The 18,705-nt window shown below is 58.3% G+C and carries 16 protein-coding genes and 1 pseudogene; 8 read left to right on the top strand and 9 right to left on the bottom strand.

The window, feature by feature from the left end:
- Window positions 1–99 precede the first annotated feature (99 nt).
- The 9 genes and pseudogenes from ACMVPR_RS02580 to ACMVPR_RS02540 form a co-directional block, all read right to left on the bottom strand.
- A complete protein-coding gene (locus ACMVPR_RS02580; RefSeq protein WP_416881578.1) occupies window positions 100–1,671 on the bottom strand; it encodes an ABC transporter substrate-binding protein in 1,572 nt (523 codons plus the stop codon).
- Between the two features lie 117 nt (window positions 1,672–1,788).
- Window positions 1,789–3,306: a malonate--CoA ligase gene (locus ACMVPR_RS02575; protein WP_416881577.1), complete on the bottom strand. Its 1,518-nt coding sequence runs from the start codon at window positions 3,304–3,306 to the stop codon at window positions 1,789–1,791.
- Window positions 3,303–4,565: a malonyl-CoA decarboxylase gene (locus ACMVPR_RS02570; protein WP_416881576.1), complete on the bottom strand. Its 1,263-nt coding sequence runs from the start codon at window positions 4,563–4,565 to the stop codon at window positions 3,303–3,305. Before ACMVPR_RS02570 ends, ACMVPR_RS02575 begins: the two co-directional genes overlap by 4 nt.
- Before the next feature lie 365 nt (window positions 4,566–4,930).
- Window positions 4,931–5,203, bottom strand: a complete 273-nt coding sequence (locus tag ACMVPR_RS02565) for a DUF1993 family protein (RefSeq protein WP_416881575.1) — start codon at window positions 5,201–5,203, stop codon at window positions 4,931–4,933.
- Window positions 5,175–5,423: pseudogene (locus ACMVPR_RS02560) on the bottom strand (DUF1993 family protein); the annotation flags it as partial. The gene ACMVPR_RS02565 and the pseudogene ACMVPR_RS02560, both read right to left, overlap by 29 nt.
- Window positions 5,424–5,547: 124 nt before the next feature.
- Complete coding sequence (locus ACMVPR_RS02555) at window positions 5,548–6,072, bottom strand: hypothetical protein (RefSeq protein WP_416881574.1); 525 nt, start codon at window positions 6,070–6,072, stop codon at window positions 5,548–5,550.
- Between the two features lie 192 nt (window positions 6,073–6,264).
- Window positions 6,265–7,014: a DUF924 family protein gene (locus tag ACMVPR_RS02550; protein ID WP_416881573.1), complete on the bottom strand. Its 750-nt coding sequence runs from the start codon at window positions 7,012–7,014 to the stop codon at window positions 6,265–6,267.
- A 147-nt stretch (window positions 7,015–7,161) separates the two neighbouring features.
- Window positions 7,162–8,043 (bottom strand): nuclear transport factor 2 family protein, encoded by an 882-nt coding sequence (locus tag ACMVPR_RS02545; protein ID WP_416881572.1) that lies wholly within the window; start codon window positions 8,041–8,043, stop codon window positions 7,162–7,164.
- A 39-nt stretch (window positions 8,044–8,082) separates the two neighbouring features.
- Entirely contained in the window at window positions 8,083–8,961 is an 879-nt protein-coding gene (locus ACMVPR_RS02540; protein ID WP_416881571.1) for an SDR family oxidoreductase, read from the bottom strand.
- A 135-nt stretch (window positions 8,962–9,096) separates the two neighbouring features.
- Between ACMVPR_RS02540 and ACMVPR_RS02535 the strand changes: the two genes are divergently transcribed.
- From ACMVPR_RS02535 to ACMVPR_RS02500, 8 genes are all read left to right on the top strand, one after another.
- On the top strand, window positions 9,097–9,657 hold the full coding sequence (locus ACMVPR_RS02535; protein WP_416881570.1) for a TetR/AcrR family transcriptional regulator: 561 nt from the start codon (window positions 9,097–9,099) through the stop codon (window positions 9,655–9,657).
- A gap of 684 nt (window positions 9,658–10,341) precedes the next feature.
- Window positions 10,342–11,727 carry an IS1182 family transposase gene (locus ACMVPR_RS02530; protein ID WP_416881569.1) on the top strand — a complete coding sequence of 462 codons (1,386 nt, stop codon included), beginning with the start codon at window positions 10,342–10,344 and terminating at the stop codon, window positions 11,725–11,727.
- Between the two features lie 153 nt (window positions 11,728–11,880).
- Window positions 11,881–13,266 carry an IS1182 family transposase gene (locus ACMVPR_RS02525; protein ID WP_416881568.1) on the top strand — a complete coding sequence of 462 codons (1,386 nt, stop codon included), beginning with the start codon at window positions 11,881–11,883 and terminating at the stop codon, window positions 13,264–13,266.
- Window positions 13,267–13,627: 361 nt separating this feature from the next.
- Window positions 13,628–14,656, top strand: coding sequence for an AraC family transcriptional regulator ligand-binding domain-containing protein (locus ACMVPR_RS02520; RefSeq protein WP_416881567.1), 1,029 nt, complete (start codon window positions 13,628–13,630; stop codon window positions 14,654–14,656).
- Between the two features lie 161 nt (window positions 14,657–14,817).
- The gene (locus tag ACMVPR_RS02515) at window positions 14,818–16,023 is read left to right on the top strand and encodes an acyl-CoA dehydrogenase family protein (protein ID WP_416881566.1); all 1,206 of its coding nucleotides are present in this window, start codon (window positions 14,818–14,820) and stop codon (window positions 16,021–16,023) included.
- Between the two features lie 278 nt (window positions 16,024–16,301).
- The gene (locus ACMVPR_RS02510) at window positions 16,302–16,871 is read left to right on the top strand and encodes a hypothetical protein (protein WP_416881565.1); all 570 of its coding nucleotides are present in this window, start codon (window positions 16,302–16,304) and stop codon (window positions 16,869–16,871) included.
- Window positions 16,868–17,530, top strand: a complete 663-nt coding sequence (locus tag ACMVPR_RS02505) for an ABC transporter ATP-binding protein (RefSeq protein ID WP_416881564.1) — start codon at window positions 16,868–16,870, stop codon at window positions 17,528–17,530. Before ACMVPR_RS02510 ends, ACMVPR_RS02505 begins: the two co-directional genes overlap by 4 nt.
- Window positions 17,527–18,681, top strand: coding sequence for an ABC transporter permease (locus ACMVPR_RS02500; protein ID WP_416881563.1), 1,155 nt, complete (start codon window positions 17,527–17,529; stop codon window positions 18,679–18,681). The genes ACMVPR_RS02505 and ACMVPR_RS02500 overlap by 4 nt, the downstream gene beginning before the upstream one ends.
- Window positions 18,682–18,705 lie beyond the last annotated feature (24 nt).

Below are 18,705 nucleotides of genomic sequence, written 5' to 3'. Positions count from 1 at the left end.
CCCCCCGATTACATGCGCGGCCTGCGGTCTTGTTGCCGCACTGGCCTGTAGGCTCTGGCGAGGGATCCTCGCCAGAGCCCGTTCAGATAACCGAAAGGATCAGGCGAACCACCAGCGCTCGACCGCGCGGAACCCGTCAAGATCCCAGTTCGCGCCGACGACATCGGGCGTCGCGACCGCGTTGGAAACGCCCATGACAAAGCTCGCGAACATCGGGATCACGACGCCACCTTCATTCGAAACGATGGCTTGCATCTCGTGGTAGATCTCCGCCCGCTTGGCATCATCGAGCTCGGACCGCCCTTGAAGCAGCAATGTATTGAACCGCTCATTGTCCCAGTAGCTTTCGTTCCAGGGCGCACCCGCCGCATAGGCGGTAGAGAACATCCAGTCACAGGTGGCACGACCACCCCAGTAGGAAGCAACCCACGGCTTCTGCATCCAGACGTTGCTCCAGTACCCGTCGTTCGGGGCGCGTTCGACCGTGATGTTGATGCCGGCGGCCTTGGCCCGTTCCGCATAGAGTGAACCAGAGTCCGTCGCCCCGGTGAAGCCGGCCTCTGCCACCCACAGAGAAACGTCGAGCGAGGTCAGCCCGGCCTTGCCCAGATGGAACTTGGCCTTGTCAGGGTCATAGCTGTTCACCGGCAGATCGGCGGCGTAGTACTGCTGCGTCGGCCCGATCGGGTTGTCGTTTCCGACCGCGCCATAGCCATAGAGAATCTTGTCGACCATTTCCTGACGATCGAGGGCATGTTTCAGCGCAAGCCGCACATTGTTGTCGTTGAACGGTGCCGCCCGCGTGTCCATCGGGAAGCAGAAGTGCTGGTTGCCGGTCACGGAGACCACGCGGATCGATGAGTTGCGGGACATCATCGAAACCGTCGTCAGGTCGAGTTGATTGATGACGTCCACCTCGCCGGTCAGAAGGGCGTTCTGCCGCGCGACCGGATCTGGAAGAGCGAGCAGCAAGAGCCCATCGAAATGACCGCGATCAGTTTTCCAATAGCCCTGATGCTTGCTCAGAACCGCGTTTACACCAGGCTCGAAGCTGTCCACTTTGTAGGGGCCGCAACCGTCCGACGAGGTCGGATCGATCTTCCCATCCTTGGCGGGCATGATCGGCAGGTGATAGTCCGACATCAGATAGGGGAAGTCGGCATTCCCGCCGCTCAAGGTGACGATGACCGTATTCGGCCCGTCTGACTTCATTTCGACGATCGGATCGACGATCGGCTTGGCAGCCGACGTGCTCTCCGGTCCGCGATGGTAGTTGATCGACGCGATCACATCCTCGGCGGTGACAGTGCCCCCGCTGTGGAAGGTGATGCCTGATCGGATCTTCAGCGTCCAGATCATCGCATCGGGGCTGGCCTCCCAGCTTTCCGCGACTTCCCCGACCAGCGAGCCATCGGCCGCGATTTCCGTCAGGTAGTTGTGCCGCGCTTGGGCAAAGACCTGCACGAAGTTCGTATCCCACACGCCGGGATCGTAATTGTCGACCGTGCTGCCCGAGTTGAAGCCGATCCGCAGGGTCCCGCCCTTCTTCGGTTCTGCTTGAGCCATGGTCATGCCGGCCGGCAGCACCAACCCTGCGGCCGTCATTGCCATCCCGCTTTTCAAAAGGCCCCGACGGGTCATTCCGCCTTGGCCAATCAAACGTTTGGTCATAAGTCTCTCCTCCCTTGGTTTCCTAAGTTACGGCGCCTTCCTCCTCGAAGGTCACCGTGGTCTTTCCGAACTCATCTCGCGATGGGCACCTCGAACTTCGTTGCTCTGAGAACCGCCTCAGACCGCATGGACTGCATCCTTGAACTGTTCCCGAAGGATGTTTTTCTGCACCTTGGCCATCGCATTTCGAGGCAATTCCGGCACAACGATGAGCCGTCTGGGCTGCTTGAATCGTGCGAGCGTCCCCTGAATCGCCTCCATGATCTGCTCTAGGTCCAGCGACTGGCCGGGCTCGGCCACGATCAACCCGATGACTGTCTCGCCCAGGTCACGGTGCGGCACGCCGATGACGGCGCTTTCGAGCACGCCTGGCTGTGCATCCAGCACCAGTTCGATTTCTTTGGGATAGATGTTGTATCCGCCGGAAATGATCAGATCTTTGTTGCGCCCCAGAATGTGGACGTAGCCGTCATCGTCGATCTTCCCCAGATCGCCAGTAATGAAGAACCCGTTGCCTCTTAACTCGGCGGCGGTTTTCTCGGGCATCTGCCAATAGCCCTTGAATACGTTTGGTCCGCGAACCTCAATCTGTCCCACAGTGTTCTCGGGCAGAGTAGCGCCGGTTTCTGGGTCAGTTACCTTCACCTCCACCCCTGGAAGAGGCAGTCCGACCGTTCCCGCGCGCCGCTCACCATCGTAGGGATTTGACGTGTTCATATTGGTTTCGGTCATCCCGTAGCGTTCGAGGATATGGTGCCCCGTACGGTCTGCGAACTGGACATGGGTCTCTGCAAGAAGTGGAGCTGAACCAGACACAAACAGTCTGATGCCGGACGCTCGGTGGCGATCAAATTCGGGGTGGTCCAGTAGCCGTGTGTAAAAGGTCGGAACACCCATCAAAACTGTTGCGTCGGGCATGAGTCCGACCAGCTGATCGACATTGAATTGAGGCAGGAAGATCATCGATGCCCCTGAAACCAAAGTCACATTGGTTGCTACAAAAAGACCGTGTGTGTGAAAAATCGGGAGGGCGTGTAGCAGCACGTCGTCAGGCGTGAATTGCCACTCCTTTGCCAAAGTCTCTGCATTCGACAGGAGATTTCCTTGACTGAGCATGGCCCCTTTTGAGCGCCCAGTTGTCCCGGAGGTGTATAACAAAGCTGCAAGGTCTTCAGATGAACGATCTACTGTGGGAAACGCTTCCGGCATCACCCGCGCGCCTTCCATCAACGACCCGGTCCCGTCCTGGTTCAGTGTTTCCAGCGAAGCCCCAAGCCGAGTGGCGATAGGTGACAGCGCCGCTGCCACCTTGCCGTCGCAGACAATCATCTGCGCGCCGCTGTCTTCGATGAAATAATTCAACTCTTCAGTGGTGTAGGCAACGTTCAGCGGCAGGAAAACTACTCCCGCTTGGACGCAAGCGGCATAGAGGGCCAACGCCTCGTGCGACTTCTGAACCTGGGCTGCCAGACGATCACCGGCTTGCAGTCCGCTTTGTGTCAAAAGATGAGCAATCCGCGCGGCAAGACCAAGAAAGGCGGCATATGAAACGGTGGTTCCGTCGACCAGTCTCAAAAACGGTTTGCTCTTGCCAGCATGCCTCGCGAACAATCGATCGAAAAGCGGGTTGGTCATGCTGTCTTTTCCATATGAAGAAGTTTCTCTGCCTGCGCACAAAGCGCACGCACTTGAGGTGAAGTGGCGACCTCACCTGTCGTGGCGAACCGCTCGTGGTTCTGCGCTACTCGGCTTAGGTCGTAGAGATAGTTGACCATCAGGCCTGCAGACTGACCGAGACCCTTCTCAGAGCGATCCGCATCAGCATGGACTTGATGCAGGATAGCCCCGTTGCCCAGGTGGAAACGTGCCACGGCATCGAAAGGCATCCCTTTGCGATCTTTCGCTTGGGCAAGAAAATAGGCGCCAAGCGCGCAGAGCGCCTGTACATCGACATGTTTAGTATCGACACCCGTTTCCGACAGCCATTCGGTGAAGCCGGGCATCGGGGACAGCGTCACGAATGTACGGATTCCGGGCAGTTCTTGCGATAGATCCGCAGCGACTTGCTTGATAAGCGAATTGCCAAAAGAAATGCCAGCAAGTCCAGGTTGGCAATTAGAGATTGAATAGAATACCGCTGTATCCGCCTCTGCTACAGGGTTTTCCTCTCGGTTCTCAGACAAGAGCGTTTGAATAGAATGTGCGATGCCTTGTGTAAGGGCGACCTCTACAAAGATCAGCGGTTCGTCCGGCATAGCTGGATGGAAGAAAGCAAAACAACGTCGATCTCCAGGCTCCAGCCGCCGCCGCAAGTCATCCCAACTGTCGATCGCATGAACGGCTTCATAGGCGATGATCTTTTCGAGGATGTGTGCAGGGCTTTCCCAACTGACCGGTCGCAGCACCAGAAAACCACGGTTGAACCACGACGCGAAGAGATGCCGAAAATCCAGGTCCAGCGCTTCAAGATCTGGCTCGCCCCGGCCCAAACGCAGCAAATCGGCCCGCATACGCACCAGACTGCCTGTCGCTCCAGGCACCCTGTTCAGCCTACGGATCAACTCCTGCCGCGGCGGCTCAGCTGCAACGGCGAAGTCTCGGTAGGTGGCCCTTGAAGGAGAGGCTTCATACAAATCCAGCGCGTGACGCACCTTGTCCGCGGATATATTCATCTCGACTGACAGCATCCGGAAGAAGGCAAGCTTGCTCGCATCGTCAAGCGAGGAGTAAATTGCCAATATGGCGGCAGCTGACGCAAGTCCTGATGCTTCGCCTGCACTGCCGACCAGTTCGAACGCCAGTTCGGCAATTGATTTCTCGCTAGGTCTTGCGGGTGCAGGCCACACCTTACGTCGGTCGAAGACGCTCGCCAACAGATCGGCTAATGATGTCATGACCCGCCGCCGCCAATAGAACGTAGACGGCAACAGGACAGTTTGATCTTGACCTTTCCCCCGCCTGTCAGCGTGCGCCGGCTCGAGCAGATGTTCGAAACTTGCCTCATCTTTGCGATCATCTGCAGCACTTCTCCTAAGTGGGCCATCGCGGCGCTGATACGGTTCTGCACATGTTCCGGCACGCGGCTGTAGACTGGCTAGTTATCCCTGAAACTTACTAATGGTAAGTATTTGGTGTCAAGGAAAGATGCGATGTCCTTAGGGCTGAAAATTTTCGCCAGCGTCGCGCTTGGTGCCTACGTTTCTGGATTGCCGGTCTGATCGTTCGCTTCGACCCATAGACCGGACCTCTGTTGAGCAATTCAACTCGCCCAAAGAAAATCGCGCTTTCCCAAGGGCACGCCATTGTGGCGCAAGATGTTGTAGCCCGTCGCCAGATGAAAGTAGAAGTTCGGGAATCCGAAGCGTGTGAGATAGGTCCGCCCGTCGCGAGCCGTTCCTTCGGGCGAGAGCGGCACTGCCAGCTCGCGTGTTTCGGCGGCAGCGAAAGCGGCATCGGGGGTTGGTCTCCAGAAATGCGATTGTTTTCGCGATGCGACCCTGAAGCTCCGCGAATGACGCTTCGTTGTCCTCATATCTGGGTGGCTCGGTCTGCGACAAACGGGCGGCTGTAAACTTTGCAGAATCGCAGGCCGTGGTGACGTTGCGAGTCAGATTGAACATATCTGGATACGGCCGCGCTTTCAGAAGGGCGTCTGGGTCAATCTTGCGATTTGCACAATGGCTTTCGGCCTTTGACAAAATCGAAGAAAGGCAACGAAGGCCATGAATGAGATCAGGTACGGGGCTCCGCATTGTGTTAGCTCCAGATAAGTGTTGTGAATACGAAAAACAGCCAGATATACCTTACCGCTTGCTTGGGTCCGAACCATGAGCCCCGTAGTATTGCAGGTGGGTTCATTTCCAAACCGCGCAGCGGTCAGTTGCTGAAGCCGATGTAGTTCAAGATCGCCGCTGCCGCCCAGAACGGCGCGAAGAGGATGCCTACATTGCGCCCATTGCGGCTGACCCTGGGGTGATGCCCAAGTCCGGGAACACCGGCATGGTTGGCATTCACCAGCGCGAAAAGGGTCGCCATCACGCCGAAGACCAAATGCAACGCATGGCGGTCGGCCAAGGGAAGAGTTAGTCCGTACAGGACACCAACCGCGACCGCGATGAAGGCCAGCGCGCCTTGGCGTTGCTCGAACAGCATAAGAAAGATGTAGTCCGCACCTGCGGGACCCTTTTCCTTCGGCGCAGCGTCGAGAGCGGCGTCCAGCATGCCGATCTGGTCATTATGGGTCAGTGCCTTCGACGGGCGCGGCAGGCCGGGAGCGAAGAACGGCAGCACCCAGTTCACGACCCATCGTGCCCAGAGCGGACGGGCAACTTCGACAGTATGGAAGATAGCCGGAGCAAGGCATAGCAGAAGGCCGAGGGTGGAGTTAAAAGTGGAAGACATTTCGATCAGTCCTTTCGATTACAGGCGTATCGATTGTGGCACCGCTTGGAAGAACCACGGCAACAGTGTAGGGTTCGACCCCTTCTGCGCCTGTTTCGTGCGTCCCGTGCGCAAGTCATGCGAAAAGGCAATCATTCGCATGAGCATGCATGCGCATTCGGACGGGCAATCTGTGTGTGTGTCATGCCTCAATTATCCAATTCTTTGGCTGAAAGACGCCTTGCCGCCCGCCCAGATGGGCAGGTTTTCCTTATCGTCGAGCCATGCTTTCTCAGCCGCCGTAGTCTCGCGACCAAACTCGGCGTTGCGTTGCGGGTAGCGGCCGAATATTTTCAGAACCTGGCGGTGCTGGTCGATGGCCGGTTTGTTGCGCTCGGCAAACAGTCTGAAATTCGGATGGGCTGCGATGGCCAGATCGACAAAGTCGCAGGCAAGGTCCAGATCCGCCACATCCTCAGAATGCGCCAGGGCCCAGGGAAGCAGATAGAGAATGGCGGCCGGCAGGGTAAGCGTGTCGTCGATCATCTGCGGGGCCATCAACGTGCGCATCAGGTCACGGGCAATCGGGTCATAGGAAAAAGCTTCAGCGCTGCCACGAAAACAGGATCGAGACAATTGGTCGGCCAGCAGCACCTTGGCCGCTGTGCCTTCAAGGCTGTCCCAGCCTTCGCCGGTCAAACCCGGCGGATCGGCCTTCAGTTCACGCACAACCGGCGCAAAGGGCTGGCAAAACGCGTCGAGACTCCGGCCGCTTTGGAACCAGATTGTCATCAAGGGCCGCACAGTCTCATCCAGGTTCAGGCTATTGCGGATTTCCGGCTTCGCGGTATCGCAGCCGCACATGTAGTTGAGCACGCTACGCGGCGAGCGGGGATTTTCAACCGCCCGAACAACGTCCGGGCGCTGGCAATAGCTCTCAGGTGTCAGTTCATCGGCGGGCATTCGCTTTCCTTCTATCGATCATCAGGCAGACGACCGGCCGGTCGTGCGCTGTTCTATGATTGCGGGCATGGATTGCGATTGGCAGGCGGGCGAGGTGTCCCGCCTGCTTGGGCGCTGCCCGTTGGCCGGGCTTTGTCGTGATGATGTCTATTGCCCGATCGAGTCCGGGCCAACGCCCTCGAACCCGGTGAACATGCCGTTGGTGTTGGCGAGGCCCGTCGTCGGCACAGGCTGGATCACGTCCCAATGCTCGACGATCATGCTGTCTTCCATGCGGAACAGGTCGTAGAAGGCGTTGGTCGTGCCATTCCATTCGCCTTCACTGACGGTCAGGACAAAGTTGCCCTCGCCCAGTACCGCGTGGATCTTGGTGTATTGGAACATGTTGTTCTGCGCGGTCAGCGCCTCGACCGCCTCGATGATCCCGCTCAGCCCGTCCTTGATAAAGGGGTTATGCTGGGCGTAGTTGTCGGCGCTAATATATTCGGTGATCTTGGCCGGGTTCTTGCCCATCAGCACGTCTTCGATCAACGCCACGGCCAGCGCCTTGTTGTCCTCGGTCTTGTCCAGATCGGTCACTTCGGTCGGGCCGTCGGTCTGGCTTCTGCCGCTGGCGGTTTCCATCACGAGGGGTTGCAACGCGTCCCAGTGTTCGGCGACCTTGCCGTTCTCGTCTACGCGGATGATGTCGAAGGACACCATCGTGTCGGCTCCGAACGGCGCGGCATTGCGCCAGATGTTGTGCATGAAGACATAGTTGCCGTCCTCGAACATGCGGATGTTCTCGGCAGTGGTGCCCGCCTCTGCCAGCACGGGCAGCATCTCGATGAAGGGCTCCAGCCCCGTCGGGATGAAGGGGTTGTGCTGGATGTAATCCGGGTTGGCCAATTGCCGCATCGTGTCGACGTCCCCTTGCAGGACGGCACCCAAAAACTTGCCGACAATCGGCTTGATGGATGTGGTGTCATCGGCAAGGGCACCGGTGGCAAGCGACGCGGCGGCTATGGCGGCAGTCAGTGTCTTTTTCATTGGATTGGGTCCTTTTTCAGGGGTGGATATCGAGGGTATTCAGGCGTCAACGCCGCCCAGAACGGTGTCGAGCTGCATCTCTTTCAAGAGCGCGTCCTGGCGGGGTTGGGTGAAGGCGTTCACCTCATCGACGCCCCATGTGATGCCGACCACCGTGCGCATGGGGCGCTTGCCGGGTGCGGCATCGGCCAGCGACAAATAGGCATCGACGACCAGTTGCGGGTCGGGGGCTTCATCGCTGGCCAGCATCTGCGCAAAGCCCGCGACCATGGCCGAAGGCACCTGCCCAAGGTCGCCATAGGACGCCAGCACATCGGCGCGGGCCGGCGGCTTGCCGGCGGTCAGCAGGTTCGACGGGAACGGGCCTGGCTCGACCAGTGCCACATCGATGCCGAATGGGGAAACCTCGTATCGCAGGCTTTGGCTGTAGGCTTCCAGCGCATGTTTCGTGGCGCAATAGGTGCCGAAGAAGGGCACCGAGACCCGTCCGGCAATGGAACTGGTGTTGATGATCAGGCCCGCACCGGCGGCACGCATCGACGGCAATACCGCTTGCATGGCGCGGATGGCCCCGAAATAGTTGGTGTCCATCTGTTCCGCGGCCTGCGCCACGGAATAGGCCTCGGTCATGCCGATATACATGATGCCTGCGTTATTGATCAGGATGTCGATGGGACCATTGGCGAGGATACGGTCAAAACCCACGGTGACAGAGGCATCGCTGGTGACGTCCATCTCGACGATCGAGATGTTTGGGGAGTAGCCTTCAAGTTCTGCCTTCTTGGCCGCGTTGCGGCCTGCGGTGTCGCGCATCGTGCCCCAGACGCGGTCGCCCCGGTCCGCGAAGGCGCGCACGGCTGACGCGCCGAAACCACTGCTCGCGCCGGTGATGACGATGGATCTTCCGGATGTCGACATGGGCCATTCTCCTGCTTGCGCGCCTTGTTACCAACTGGTACGAATATCGACAGCACTCCGTCAAGACATAAAATACCGAATAGTACAAAAATGAGCGATACCGATCAGAGACCCGCACGCGGACGACCGCGAACGATGAACGCCGAGCAGGTGCTTGACGTCGCGATGACCGCGTATTGGCACAGCGACCCGACCGATGTTTCCGTCAATGCAATCTGTCAGATGGCGGGTATCTCAAAGCCCTCGCTCTATCGCGAGTTCGGCAGCGAAGACGGGCTGTCGCGCGCTACCCTGGACCGCTATGCCGAGCAGGTGCTGTCGGAAATCTTCGCGATCCTGCACGGCGGGATGGGGCTGCGCGAGACGCTTCACGCGTTGATCGGCTTCGCAAGCGACGACCCCCTGATGGAAACCGGTTGCTTGTTCTACAAGATGCGCGCCGGCAAGCACCGGCTGGGATCGCAAACTCGCGCACGGGTGGAGGAGATCGACGCGGCCGCACAAGCGGCCTATGCCGCGTTTCTGCAAGCTGCCCGCGATGCCGGGGACTGGCCGGACGGGCTGTCGGTCGAGGCCGGGGCCAGGTACCTCGGCGAGCAAATCGCGCTCGCCATCACCCAACGCGCCGCGGGCGAAAACAAGACCCAAATCCGCGAATTGCTGACGCTGGCGCTGTCGGTATTCGCCAAGCTGTGACACAGCCTTCAGCATTATGCGCGCCGTCAAGAGGGCTGTTCATCCGGGACAATCAAGCTCCGAGCAGATACTTCACTCGGATCACTGCGCGTTCCACTCGATTAAAGAACATCCGACACTTTGGACTATCAGTTCGGAATGGCAATCGGTCCAGTCATACATAGGAAATTCGCCAGAGCGCGAAATCTTGCGATCAGCACGTGAACATAAATCGCACACAACGCCTAGCAAGATATTGAAATAAAGCCCAAATCGTCACCATCCATCATCGGCGCAGAAGAAAGGCGCGGCGCCTCGCTGGCTGCGTTCAAAGGCATTCAGCAATCTCCAAGGGTCCGCCGTGACTTAGGACGGAACCATGATGCACATCATACGCACACGAAAGACGTACCGCCACCCTGCCCCGGGCAAAGACAGGCAAAAGGCGGTGTTTGGGTGGGTCCACGGCTGACACCAACCCCGAAACTCAATCTGTTCACGAGCCACGGCTGAAATATGCTCACCGCCAAAGCGATCCAAGGAGCAGACATTGCTGTGACGAGCAACGATAAATGAACAAGCGTTTCTCAAACCTTCGCGTTGCGTGCAGCATGCGACACGAACGGCGTATTCTGTTGAAAAACTCGCCCTTGATCGGAGGGCCGTCGGCTGATTCAATTCCTGTAGGGGATGGGAGGATTGGCGATGATGGGACGGCGGCAGGAGGCGCAACCGGCGCTGTTCTATGAGTTCTCGCTCGAGGATCATGTCCCGCAGAACCACCTGTTGCGGTCTATCGATCGGTTCGTCGATCTGTCAGGGATCCGCAGCTACCTCGCCGATTTCTACAGCCATACCGGGCGGCCGTCGGTCGACCCTGAACTCCTTATCAGGATGCTGCTGGTGGGCTATTGCTTCGGCATCCGGTCGGAGCGCCAACTCTGCGAGGAAGTCCATCTGAACCTGGCATATCGCTGGTTTTGTCGGCTTGATCTGAGTGACCGTGTCCCTGATCATTCGACCTTTTCGAAGAACCGACATGGTCGGTTCCGTGACAGCGAACTGCTACGGCATTTGTTCGAGACGACGGTCTCCCGCTGTATCGATGAGGGCCTGGTCAGCGGCCAGCGCATGGCGGTTGATGCCAGCCTCATTGAGGCGGATGCCAACAAGCAGAACTCGACGCCGAAGGAAGAGTGGGATCCGGCGCAGGTCGATCCGGCCGACGCGCCCCGCGCTGTGCGTGAGTATCTCGCCACCCTGGATGAGGCGGCGTTCGGTGCCGCGAGCGAGGTGCAGCCCAAGTTCACGTCCCATTCCGACCCGGCCAGCCAATGGACGGCCGCCCGCAAGGGCCCGGCATTCTTCAGCTATTCCGACAACTACCTGATCGACACCGACCATGGTGTCATCGTGGACGTTGAGGCCACGCGCTCAATCCGCCAGGCCGAGGTCGGTTCGACCAAGACCATGCTGGAGCGCGTGAAGACCAAGTTCGACCTTCATCCAGAGCGGCTGATCGCGGATACCGCCTATGGTACCGCGCCGATGTTAGGATGGTTGGTTGACCGCAAAATTGCTCCGCACATCCCTGTCTTCGACAAGTCAGGGCGCAATGACGGGACATGGACCCGCGCCGACTTTGAATGGGATGCGAAGAACGACCAATACATTTGCCCTGAGGGCCACGAGCTGAAGCAGTTCCGCCGGAACTACTCCGATCCCAATCGCGGCCCGACCGGCAAGGGCGTCGCCAAATACCGGTGTTTGAAGCACACCTGCCAGGCCTGCCCATCAAAGGCGCGCTGCTGCCCGAACATGGGCTTCCGGTCTATCACCCGCGAGGAACATGAAGATGCTCGGCAGGTCGCCCGCGACATTGCAAAGACCGACCAATACGTGATCTCGATGAAGCTGCGAAAGAAGGTCGAAATGCTCTTCGCCCACCTCAAGCGGATCCTTGGCCTGAACCGACTCCGATTACGTGGACCATGCGGTGCGAATGACGAATTCCTGCTCGCCGCCACCGCCCAGAATCTCCGAAAACTGGCCAAGATCTTTCCTGCACCGCAGAAAATGCGAAAAGCCTGACCAGAAAGGCGCTCGCTCGCTGTGCAGATCACCACTTTCTGCGCCAGCAACACGTTGTTTTTCCACAGAATCGGCGTATTCTGTTGAAAAACTCGCCCTTGATCGGAGGGCCGTCGGCTGATTCAATTCCTGTAGGGGATGGGAGGATTGGCGATGATGGGACGGCGGCAGGAGGCGCAACCGGCGCTGTTCTATGAGTTCTCGCTCGAGGATCATGTCCCGCAGAACCACCTGTTGCGGTCTATCGATCGGTTCGTCGATCTGTCAGGGATCCGCAGCTACCTCGCCGATTTCTACAGCCATACCGGGCGGCCGTCGGTCGACCCTGAACTCCTTATCAGGATGCTGCTGGTGGGCTATTGCTTCGGCATCCGGTCGGAGCGCCGACTCTGCGAGGAAGTCCATCTGAACCTGGCATATCGCTGGTTTTGTCGGCTTGATCTGAGTGACCGTGTCCCTGATCATTCGACCTTTTCGAAGAACCGACATGGTCGGTTCCGTGACAGCGAACTGCTACGGCATTTGTTCGAGACGACGGTCTCCCGCTGTATCGATGAGGGCCTGGTCAGCGGCCAGCGCATGGCGGTTGATGCCAGCCTCATTGAGGCGGATGCCAACAAGCAGAACTCGACGCCGAAGGAAGAGTGGGATCCGGCGCAGGTCGATCCGGCCGACGCGCCCCGCGCTGTGCGTGAGTATCTCGCCACCCTGGATGAGGCGGCGTTCGGTGCCGCGAGCGAGGTGCAGCCCAAGTTCACGTCCCATTCCGACCCGGCCAGCCAATGGACGGCCGCCCGCAAGGGCCCGGCATTCTTCAGCTATTCCGACAACTACCTGATCGACACCGACCATGGTGTCATCGTGGACGTTGAGGCCACGCGCTCAATCCGCCAGGCCGAGGTCGGTTCGACCAAGACCATGCTGGAGCGCGTGAAGACCAAGTTCGACCTTCATCCAGAGCGGCTGATCGCGGATACCGCCTATGGTACCGCGCCGATGTTAGGATGGTTGGTTGACCGCAAAATTGCTCCGCACATCCCTGTCTTCGACAAGTCAGGGCGCAATGACGGGACATGGACCCGCGCCGACTTTGAATGGGATGCGAAGAACGACCAATACATTTGCCCTGAGGGCCACGAGCTGAAGCAGTTCCGCCGGAACTACTCCGATCCCAATCGCGGCCCGACCGGCAAGGGCGTCGCCAAATACCGGTGTTTGAAGCACACCTGCCAGGCCTGCCCATCAAAGGCGCGCTGCTGCCCGAACATGGGCTTCCGGTCTATCACCCGCGAGGAACATGAAGATGCTCGGCAGGTCGCCCGCGACATTGCAAAGACCGACCAATACGTGATCTCGATGAAGCTGCGAAAGAAGGTCGAAATGCTCTTCGCCCACCTCAAGCGGATCCTTGGCCTGAACCAACTCCGATTACGTGGACCATGCGGTGCGAATGACGAATTCCTGCTCGCCGCCACCGCCCAGAATCTCCGAAAACTGGCCAAGATCTTTCCTGCACCGCAGAAAATGCGAAAAGCCTGACCAGAAAGGCGCTCGCTCGCTGTGCAGATCACCACTTTCTGCGCCAGCAACACGTTGTTTTTCCACAGAATCGGCGGAAAGCGGTCGTTCGCTGCCGATGCGCAATAACGAGAGGCCGGAGAACGAAACGGACTTTAAGCGAAAGACCAAACCGACTCCAAACAATTATCGTGCGTGTTCATTTATGTCCGGTAAGCCATAGATGGCGCCTAAAAAATCATTCAGCCGGGCCTTTTGATTGGCACAAGTTTGCACATATCCTCCAAAAAACATTTCTTTGAGCGCTACTCTTGCGGCATCTCATGCAGTGTAATTGTGATGGCTTCTGAGTCTTGGTTTTCGCTGCTATCGTCGCTGGCAAATGAGCATCGCAAACACACTCTCTATTTCCACCGTATCAATTCAGTTCATTCAGGACTGGCTTGTTGCGTTGCAATCGATCTGTGGTCGGGATCACTACTTCTCGCTTCTGGAACGATCCGGCTTGCCGACCGCCAGACATGCGCCACAAGGCCGGGTGACGCTGGATCAGATCGTTCGCTTGTATAAGATTGCAGCGGTTGAAACCGAGGATGAAATGATGGGGCTTTGGTCCCGTCCCATCCGCCCACGCGCCTTGCAACATCTTCTGACGTCAATGCGCGAGTCGACGTCTCTGTCCTCTGCGCTCTATCGGTATTCGACATTCTGGAACCTGCTTCTGGATGACCATCAGTTTCAACTGGTGGATAGTACAGAAAACAAAGCACTTTGTCTGGTTCCCCAGACCAATGATCCAATACAGCGTTTTGGGCACATGCTGATCCTCAAACTTGCCCATGGGATAGTGTCGTGGCTTGCGAGAAATGAAGTTCCTCTGGCAGCGATCGATTTCGCATTCAAACGCCCAGCATTTGAGCAAGACTACGCTGTCATCTTTCCCGCGCCTGTTCGGTTTTCCGCCCCTGTCACGGCGATCCATTTCCGCACCGATACCCTTGGACCTGTTCGGATCAGGAGTGGCCATGATCTCGACCGCTTTCTGGAGAATGCTCCGCAAGATTGGATTTTCACGCGCTCGCAAGAACACACGCAATCCCTTCGCGTCCGGGCCTATCTGAGCCAATCCACTTGGGATGAGGCACACCTGAACGGCGTCGCCAGCGCACTCAACATGACGCCGCGCACATTGATCCGCAAACTGGACGCCGATGGGACGTCCTTTCAGGCCATCAAAGACGGCTTGCGCCGGGACATTGCCATCCGCCGGTTGCAGGTTGGGGATACGAGCATCGAAGGCATTGCTCAGGATGTAGGCTTTTCGTCGGCGGCAAGTTTTCACAAAGCCTTTCAGCGTTGGACGGGGGCAACACCTAGCTCCTACCGACGACGGCAATCGCCTGCAGATTAAAATTGTCACTTTTGGACAATCGGCTGTCACCGCACGATATGGAATCCCCACTCACAATGCTGATAGTCCTGAAATCAAAGAGCGAAAAGACTTCCCGATCTGCTTCGCCATTTTCGCTTGGCGAAATTGGAGAGTCGCGCCCACCCTAAAGGACCATGTTTATGTCAGCCAAGCTCGAAACCATCCTCGCTGCAGCCTGTGATCACGCCCGCGAGGTCATCTTGCCCAACGTCGACAATTGGAATGAGAGCAAAACCTGGCCGCGCAGCGCTTCTGATAAAGCTGGCGAAGACGGGCTGACAGGGCTCTATGCCCCCGAGGAGTTGGGTGGGCAAGGGTTGTCCTTGGCAGAAGGCATTCAGGTGTATGAACAGTTGGGTCTGGGTGATGGGGCCTATGCCTTCGCGCTTTCAATGCACAATATCTGCACCTTCGCTGGATGTGGTTATGGAACCGACGCCTTTAAGGCAAAGTGGGCCCGTGACCTCACGTCCGGACGAAAGCTGGCAAATTTCGCCTTGACCGAGCCTCAATCCGGCTCGGACCCCATGCAAATGTACACCCGGGCCACGATCAACGGTGACGGAACCTGGACGATCACTGGGTCGAAAGCGTGGGTAAGCCTGGCCACCGAAGCCGACATTTATTTTACCGTTGTCAAGACCAGCGATGCTCCCGGCCACAAGGACATGGCCATGATCGCAATCCCAGCCGACGCTGCTGGCATCAGCTTCGGCCCGCGCTATGAAACACCGTCTTACAACTTCCTTCCGATGTCCGAGATGTATCTCGACAAGGTTGTGGTCAGTGAAGAGAACATCATCCTGCCGATTGGTCAGGGCCTCCAAGGGTCACTCATGGCCATTGATATTGCGCGTGTGTCGATTGCCTCGGGGTGCTGCGGCCTCATGCAGGCGGCACTTGATACCGCGTTGTCGTATTCCAAGAACCGCAAAATGTTCGGCGGCAAGAACATCGAACTCGATGGCATTCAGTGGATGCTGGGTGAAGTGGCGTCAGACCTAGAAGTCTCCAAATTGCTGTATCGCAAAGCGGCAGAGGCTTTGGGGACTCCCGAAGGGCCTTTGATGGCAGCCCACGCAAAACGTTTCGTGCCGGACGCCGCTGTAAAAGCGGCCAATACCTGCACTCAGGTCTTGGGTGGAATGGGTTTGCTCAAGCCTTATGGACTGGATCGATTGTCTCGCCTGGCGCAGATGTTGCGGATCGTCGATGGGACAACAGAGATAAGCCGCGTTGTCATTGGCCGCGCTTTGCAGAAACGGGCCGCCAGCTTGCCGGACCTGCCCGTGCCGACGGGATACGGAGAATCTGAGCCGCTAGATACGACGGTGGCTGCTGAGTGATTGGCGCGACTGCAAAGTGACAGAGCGATCGTGACAATAACCCCCACGCGCTCTGTGGGAAAAAACAATTGTGTCACTGCGACTTGAGTTCACTTCCACCCACTGGCGTTCCGGGTCGGATAATGCACATTCCGCTTTGCAATGACCTGACTCTCGTCCGGAATTTGCTATGAAAATTCCGAGTGAGGAGTCGGCAGCCTGAAAGAGGGTCACCTTGTACTTGGCTTGGCCCGAACTAAGGTCTAATCCGGGACCAACAGAGGCGGAGCGTTCAAAACATGCTGAAGAACGTTGTTATCGCGGTACTGTTGATGGCGGGCGTGGGCCTTATGGTGTGGTCGTCTATCGCTCTCAATCAAGACAATGCAATCTCCGCGGACGGCATGTCCCCTCGCGAGTTTTCTCAGGAAAGTCCGTTGGTTCTGCCAGGCATCCTCGCACGAGTCTATGAAGCTTTCGGCGAAACGGAAGAAGCCGCGATTTATGACCGGCTGGCAGAAGTGGCGAACGGGCCAGCCTTGGAGCAGCTCTATCTGGAACGGGTCGGTGCGATGGCGGGTGGTGGACTGAACCCGGATCAGGAGATCCATGAGGTGTCCCTCTTGGGGATGAGCGCGCGACCGCAAGGCGAGATCGTCAAGATCTCGGCAAAATGGCGCGTGCTTGGGGTGGTCGGCCATTCTGAGCATATGCATATGCGCGGCAATGCCTATGCCGCCGATCTGGTCATGGCGTCGGATGCGGGCGTGTGGAAGATCACCGGCTTCACCCTCAAGGATGTTGACCGTACAGATGCCGGAACGCTGGAACGCAATGCCGACGCACCCCCGCTGGAGGAAGACAGTTGATCGCTGTCCGTGATCTGACCTTCGCCTATCCACGCGGTGGGTTTGCACTCAACATCCCGACGCTGACCGTGGAGACGGGCGAACGCGTCGGTGTGATCGGCCCCAGCGGTACGGGCAAGACAACGCTTTTGAACCTCGTGGCCGGGCTGGTTCAGGCCAATGCAGGACATGTGACAGTCGCGGGAAACGATCTGTCAGATCTGGACGAAGCCGCGCGCCGCAGATTTCGCGCGACACATGTGGGATTCATCTTTCAGAACTTCGCGTTGGTCGATTACCTAAGTGCGTTCGAGAACATTCTCTACCCCTATCGCGTTGGATTAGGCCTGCGCCTTGATGCCGATGTCCGGGAACGTGCCAAGGCACTGGCCGAAGCATGCGGCGTTGCCCATCGCCTGAAAAGCCATCCTCATGCGCTGTCCGGCGGTGAACAACAGCGCGTGGCGATCTGTCGGGCCTTGGTGACGCAGCCGCAACTGATCCTGGCGGACGAAGCGACAGGCAATCTTGATCCCGAAACAAAAGAAGCCATCCTCGACCTTCTTTTCGGCCGCGCGTCCGAGATGGGTGCAACCGTGCTGGCCGTGACCCACGACCACGACCAGCTGCCCCGGTTCGACCGTGTCATCGACTTTGCCACCCTGAGGCAACCGGCATGAACGCGCTGTTTCTGGCCTTTGCCCATCTACGTTGGACTTGGGCGCGTAGCCTTGTGCTGGTCGTGGTGGGCGCGTTGATCCTGTCGGTGCCGATGGTGACACAAGTGCTGCTGCGCGGATCGGAACAGGCACTGACCCAACGCGCCCAAGCGACGCCACTGGTACTGGGAGCGCGTGGCAGCCAGCTCGATCTGGTGATGGGGGCAATCTATTTTTCCGAGGATCGCACACAGCCGATCACCCGCGCCGCTGAAGACGCTGTTTGGGACAGTGGCCTTGCCCTGCCCATCCCCCTGCACACAGCGTTCCAGACCAATGGCGCGCGGATCGTCGGGACGTCTCTCGACTATTTCGACTTCCGGGACCTGACGATTGCCGAGGGGCGTCAGGTGGCGCTTCTGGGTGAGGCCGTTCTGGGCGAACAGGTGGCGGATCGGCTTGGGCTTGGGCCGGGGGATACGGTGGTCTCTGCGCCCGAGAACCTTTTTGACCTCGACGGGGTCTATCCTCTGGAGTTGCAGATCACCGGCGTTCTGGCGGCTACCGGTACGCCCGACGATGAAGCGGTGTTCACAGACGTCAAGACGGCCTGGGTGATTGCAGGCATCGGCCACGGACACGAAGACGTCGTGACAGCCGATGCCGATGGCAACATCACCGCCAATGCGGCGATCACACAATTCCAGCGGATCACGCCGGACAACATCGACAGCTTCCATTTCCATGGGTCTGCCAGCGACTATCCCCTCTCTGCCGTTCTGGTCGTGCCCTATGACACGCGCTCCGGCACAATTTTGCGCGGGCGATACCTCGACCCGGAGAACCCCCTGCAGATGACCGTTCCGGCCGAGATCGTGGCGGGACTGGTCGACCGCATTTTCCGCATCGCAACTTTGCTCGACGCGGTCACCCTTGTGATCGGTGTCGCCGCTCTGGGCGCCATCGCGCTGTCGCTTTTTCTCGCGTGGAGCCTGCGCGCCTCTGAGATCGAGACGGCGAAACGGCTTGGTGCGGGACGGTTCGTGATCCTGCAATTGGCAGTAGCAGAAATCGCCCTATTGTTGATTTTATCCGCAGGCCTTGCCGCTGCCCTTATGACCGCCGTAACCATGAACGGCGACCAAATTGTAGCGTGGATTCTCGCGCTGTGACACTTTTTAACCAGACCTCGATTG

The organism is Marivita sp., assembly GCF_048006345.1.
In the GTDB taxonomy this organism is placed as follows: Bacteria; Pseudomonadota; Alphaproteobacteria; order Rhodobacterales; family Rhodobacteraceae; genus Marivita.
Note: the sequence above shows the minus strand (reverse complement) of the source record. Positions and strands in the feature narration are given on the sequence as shown.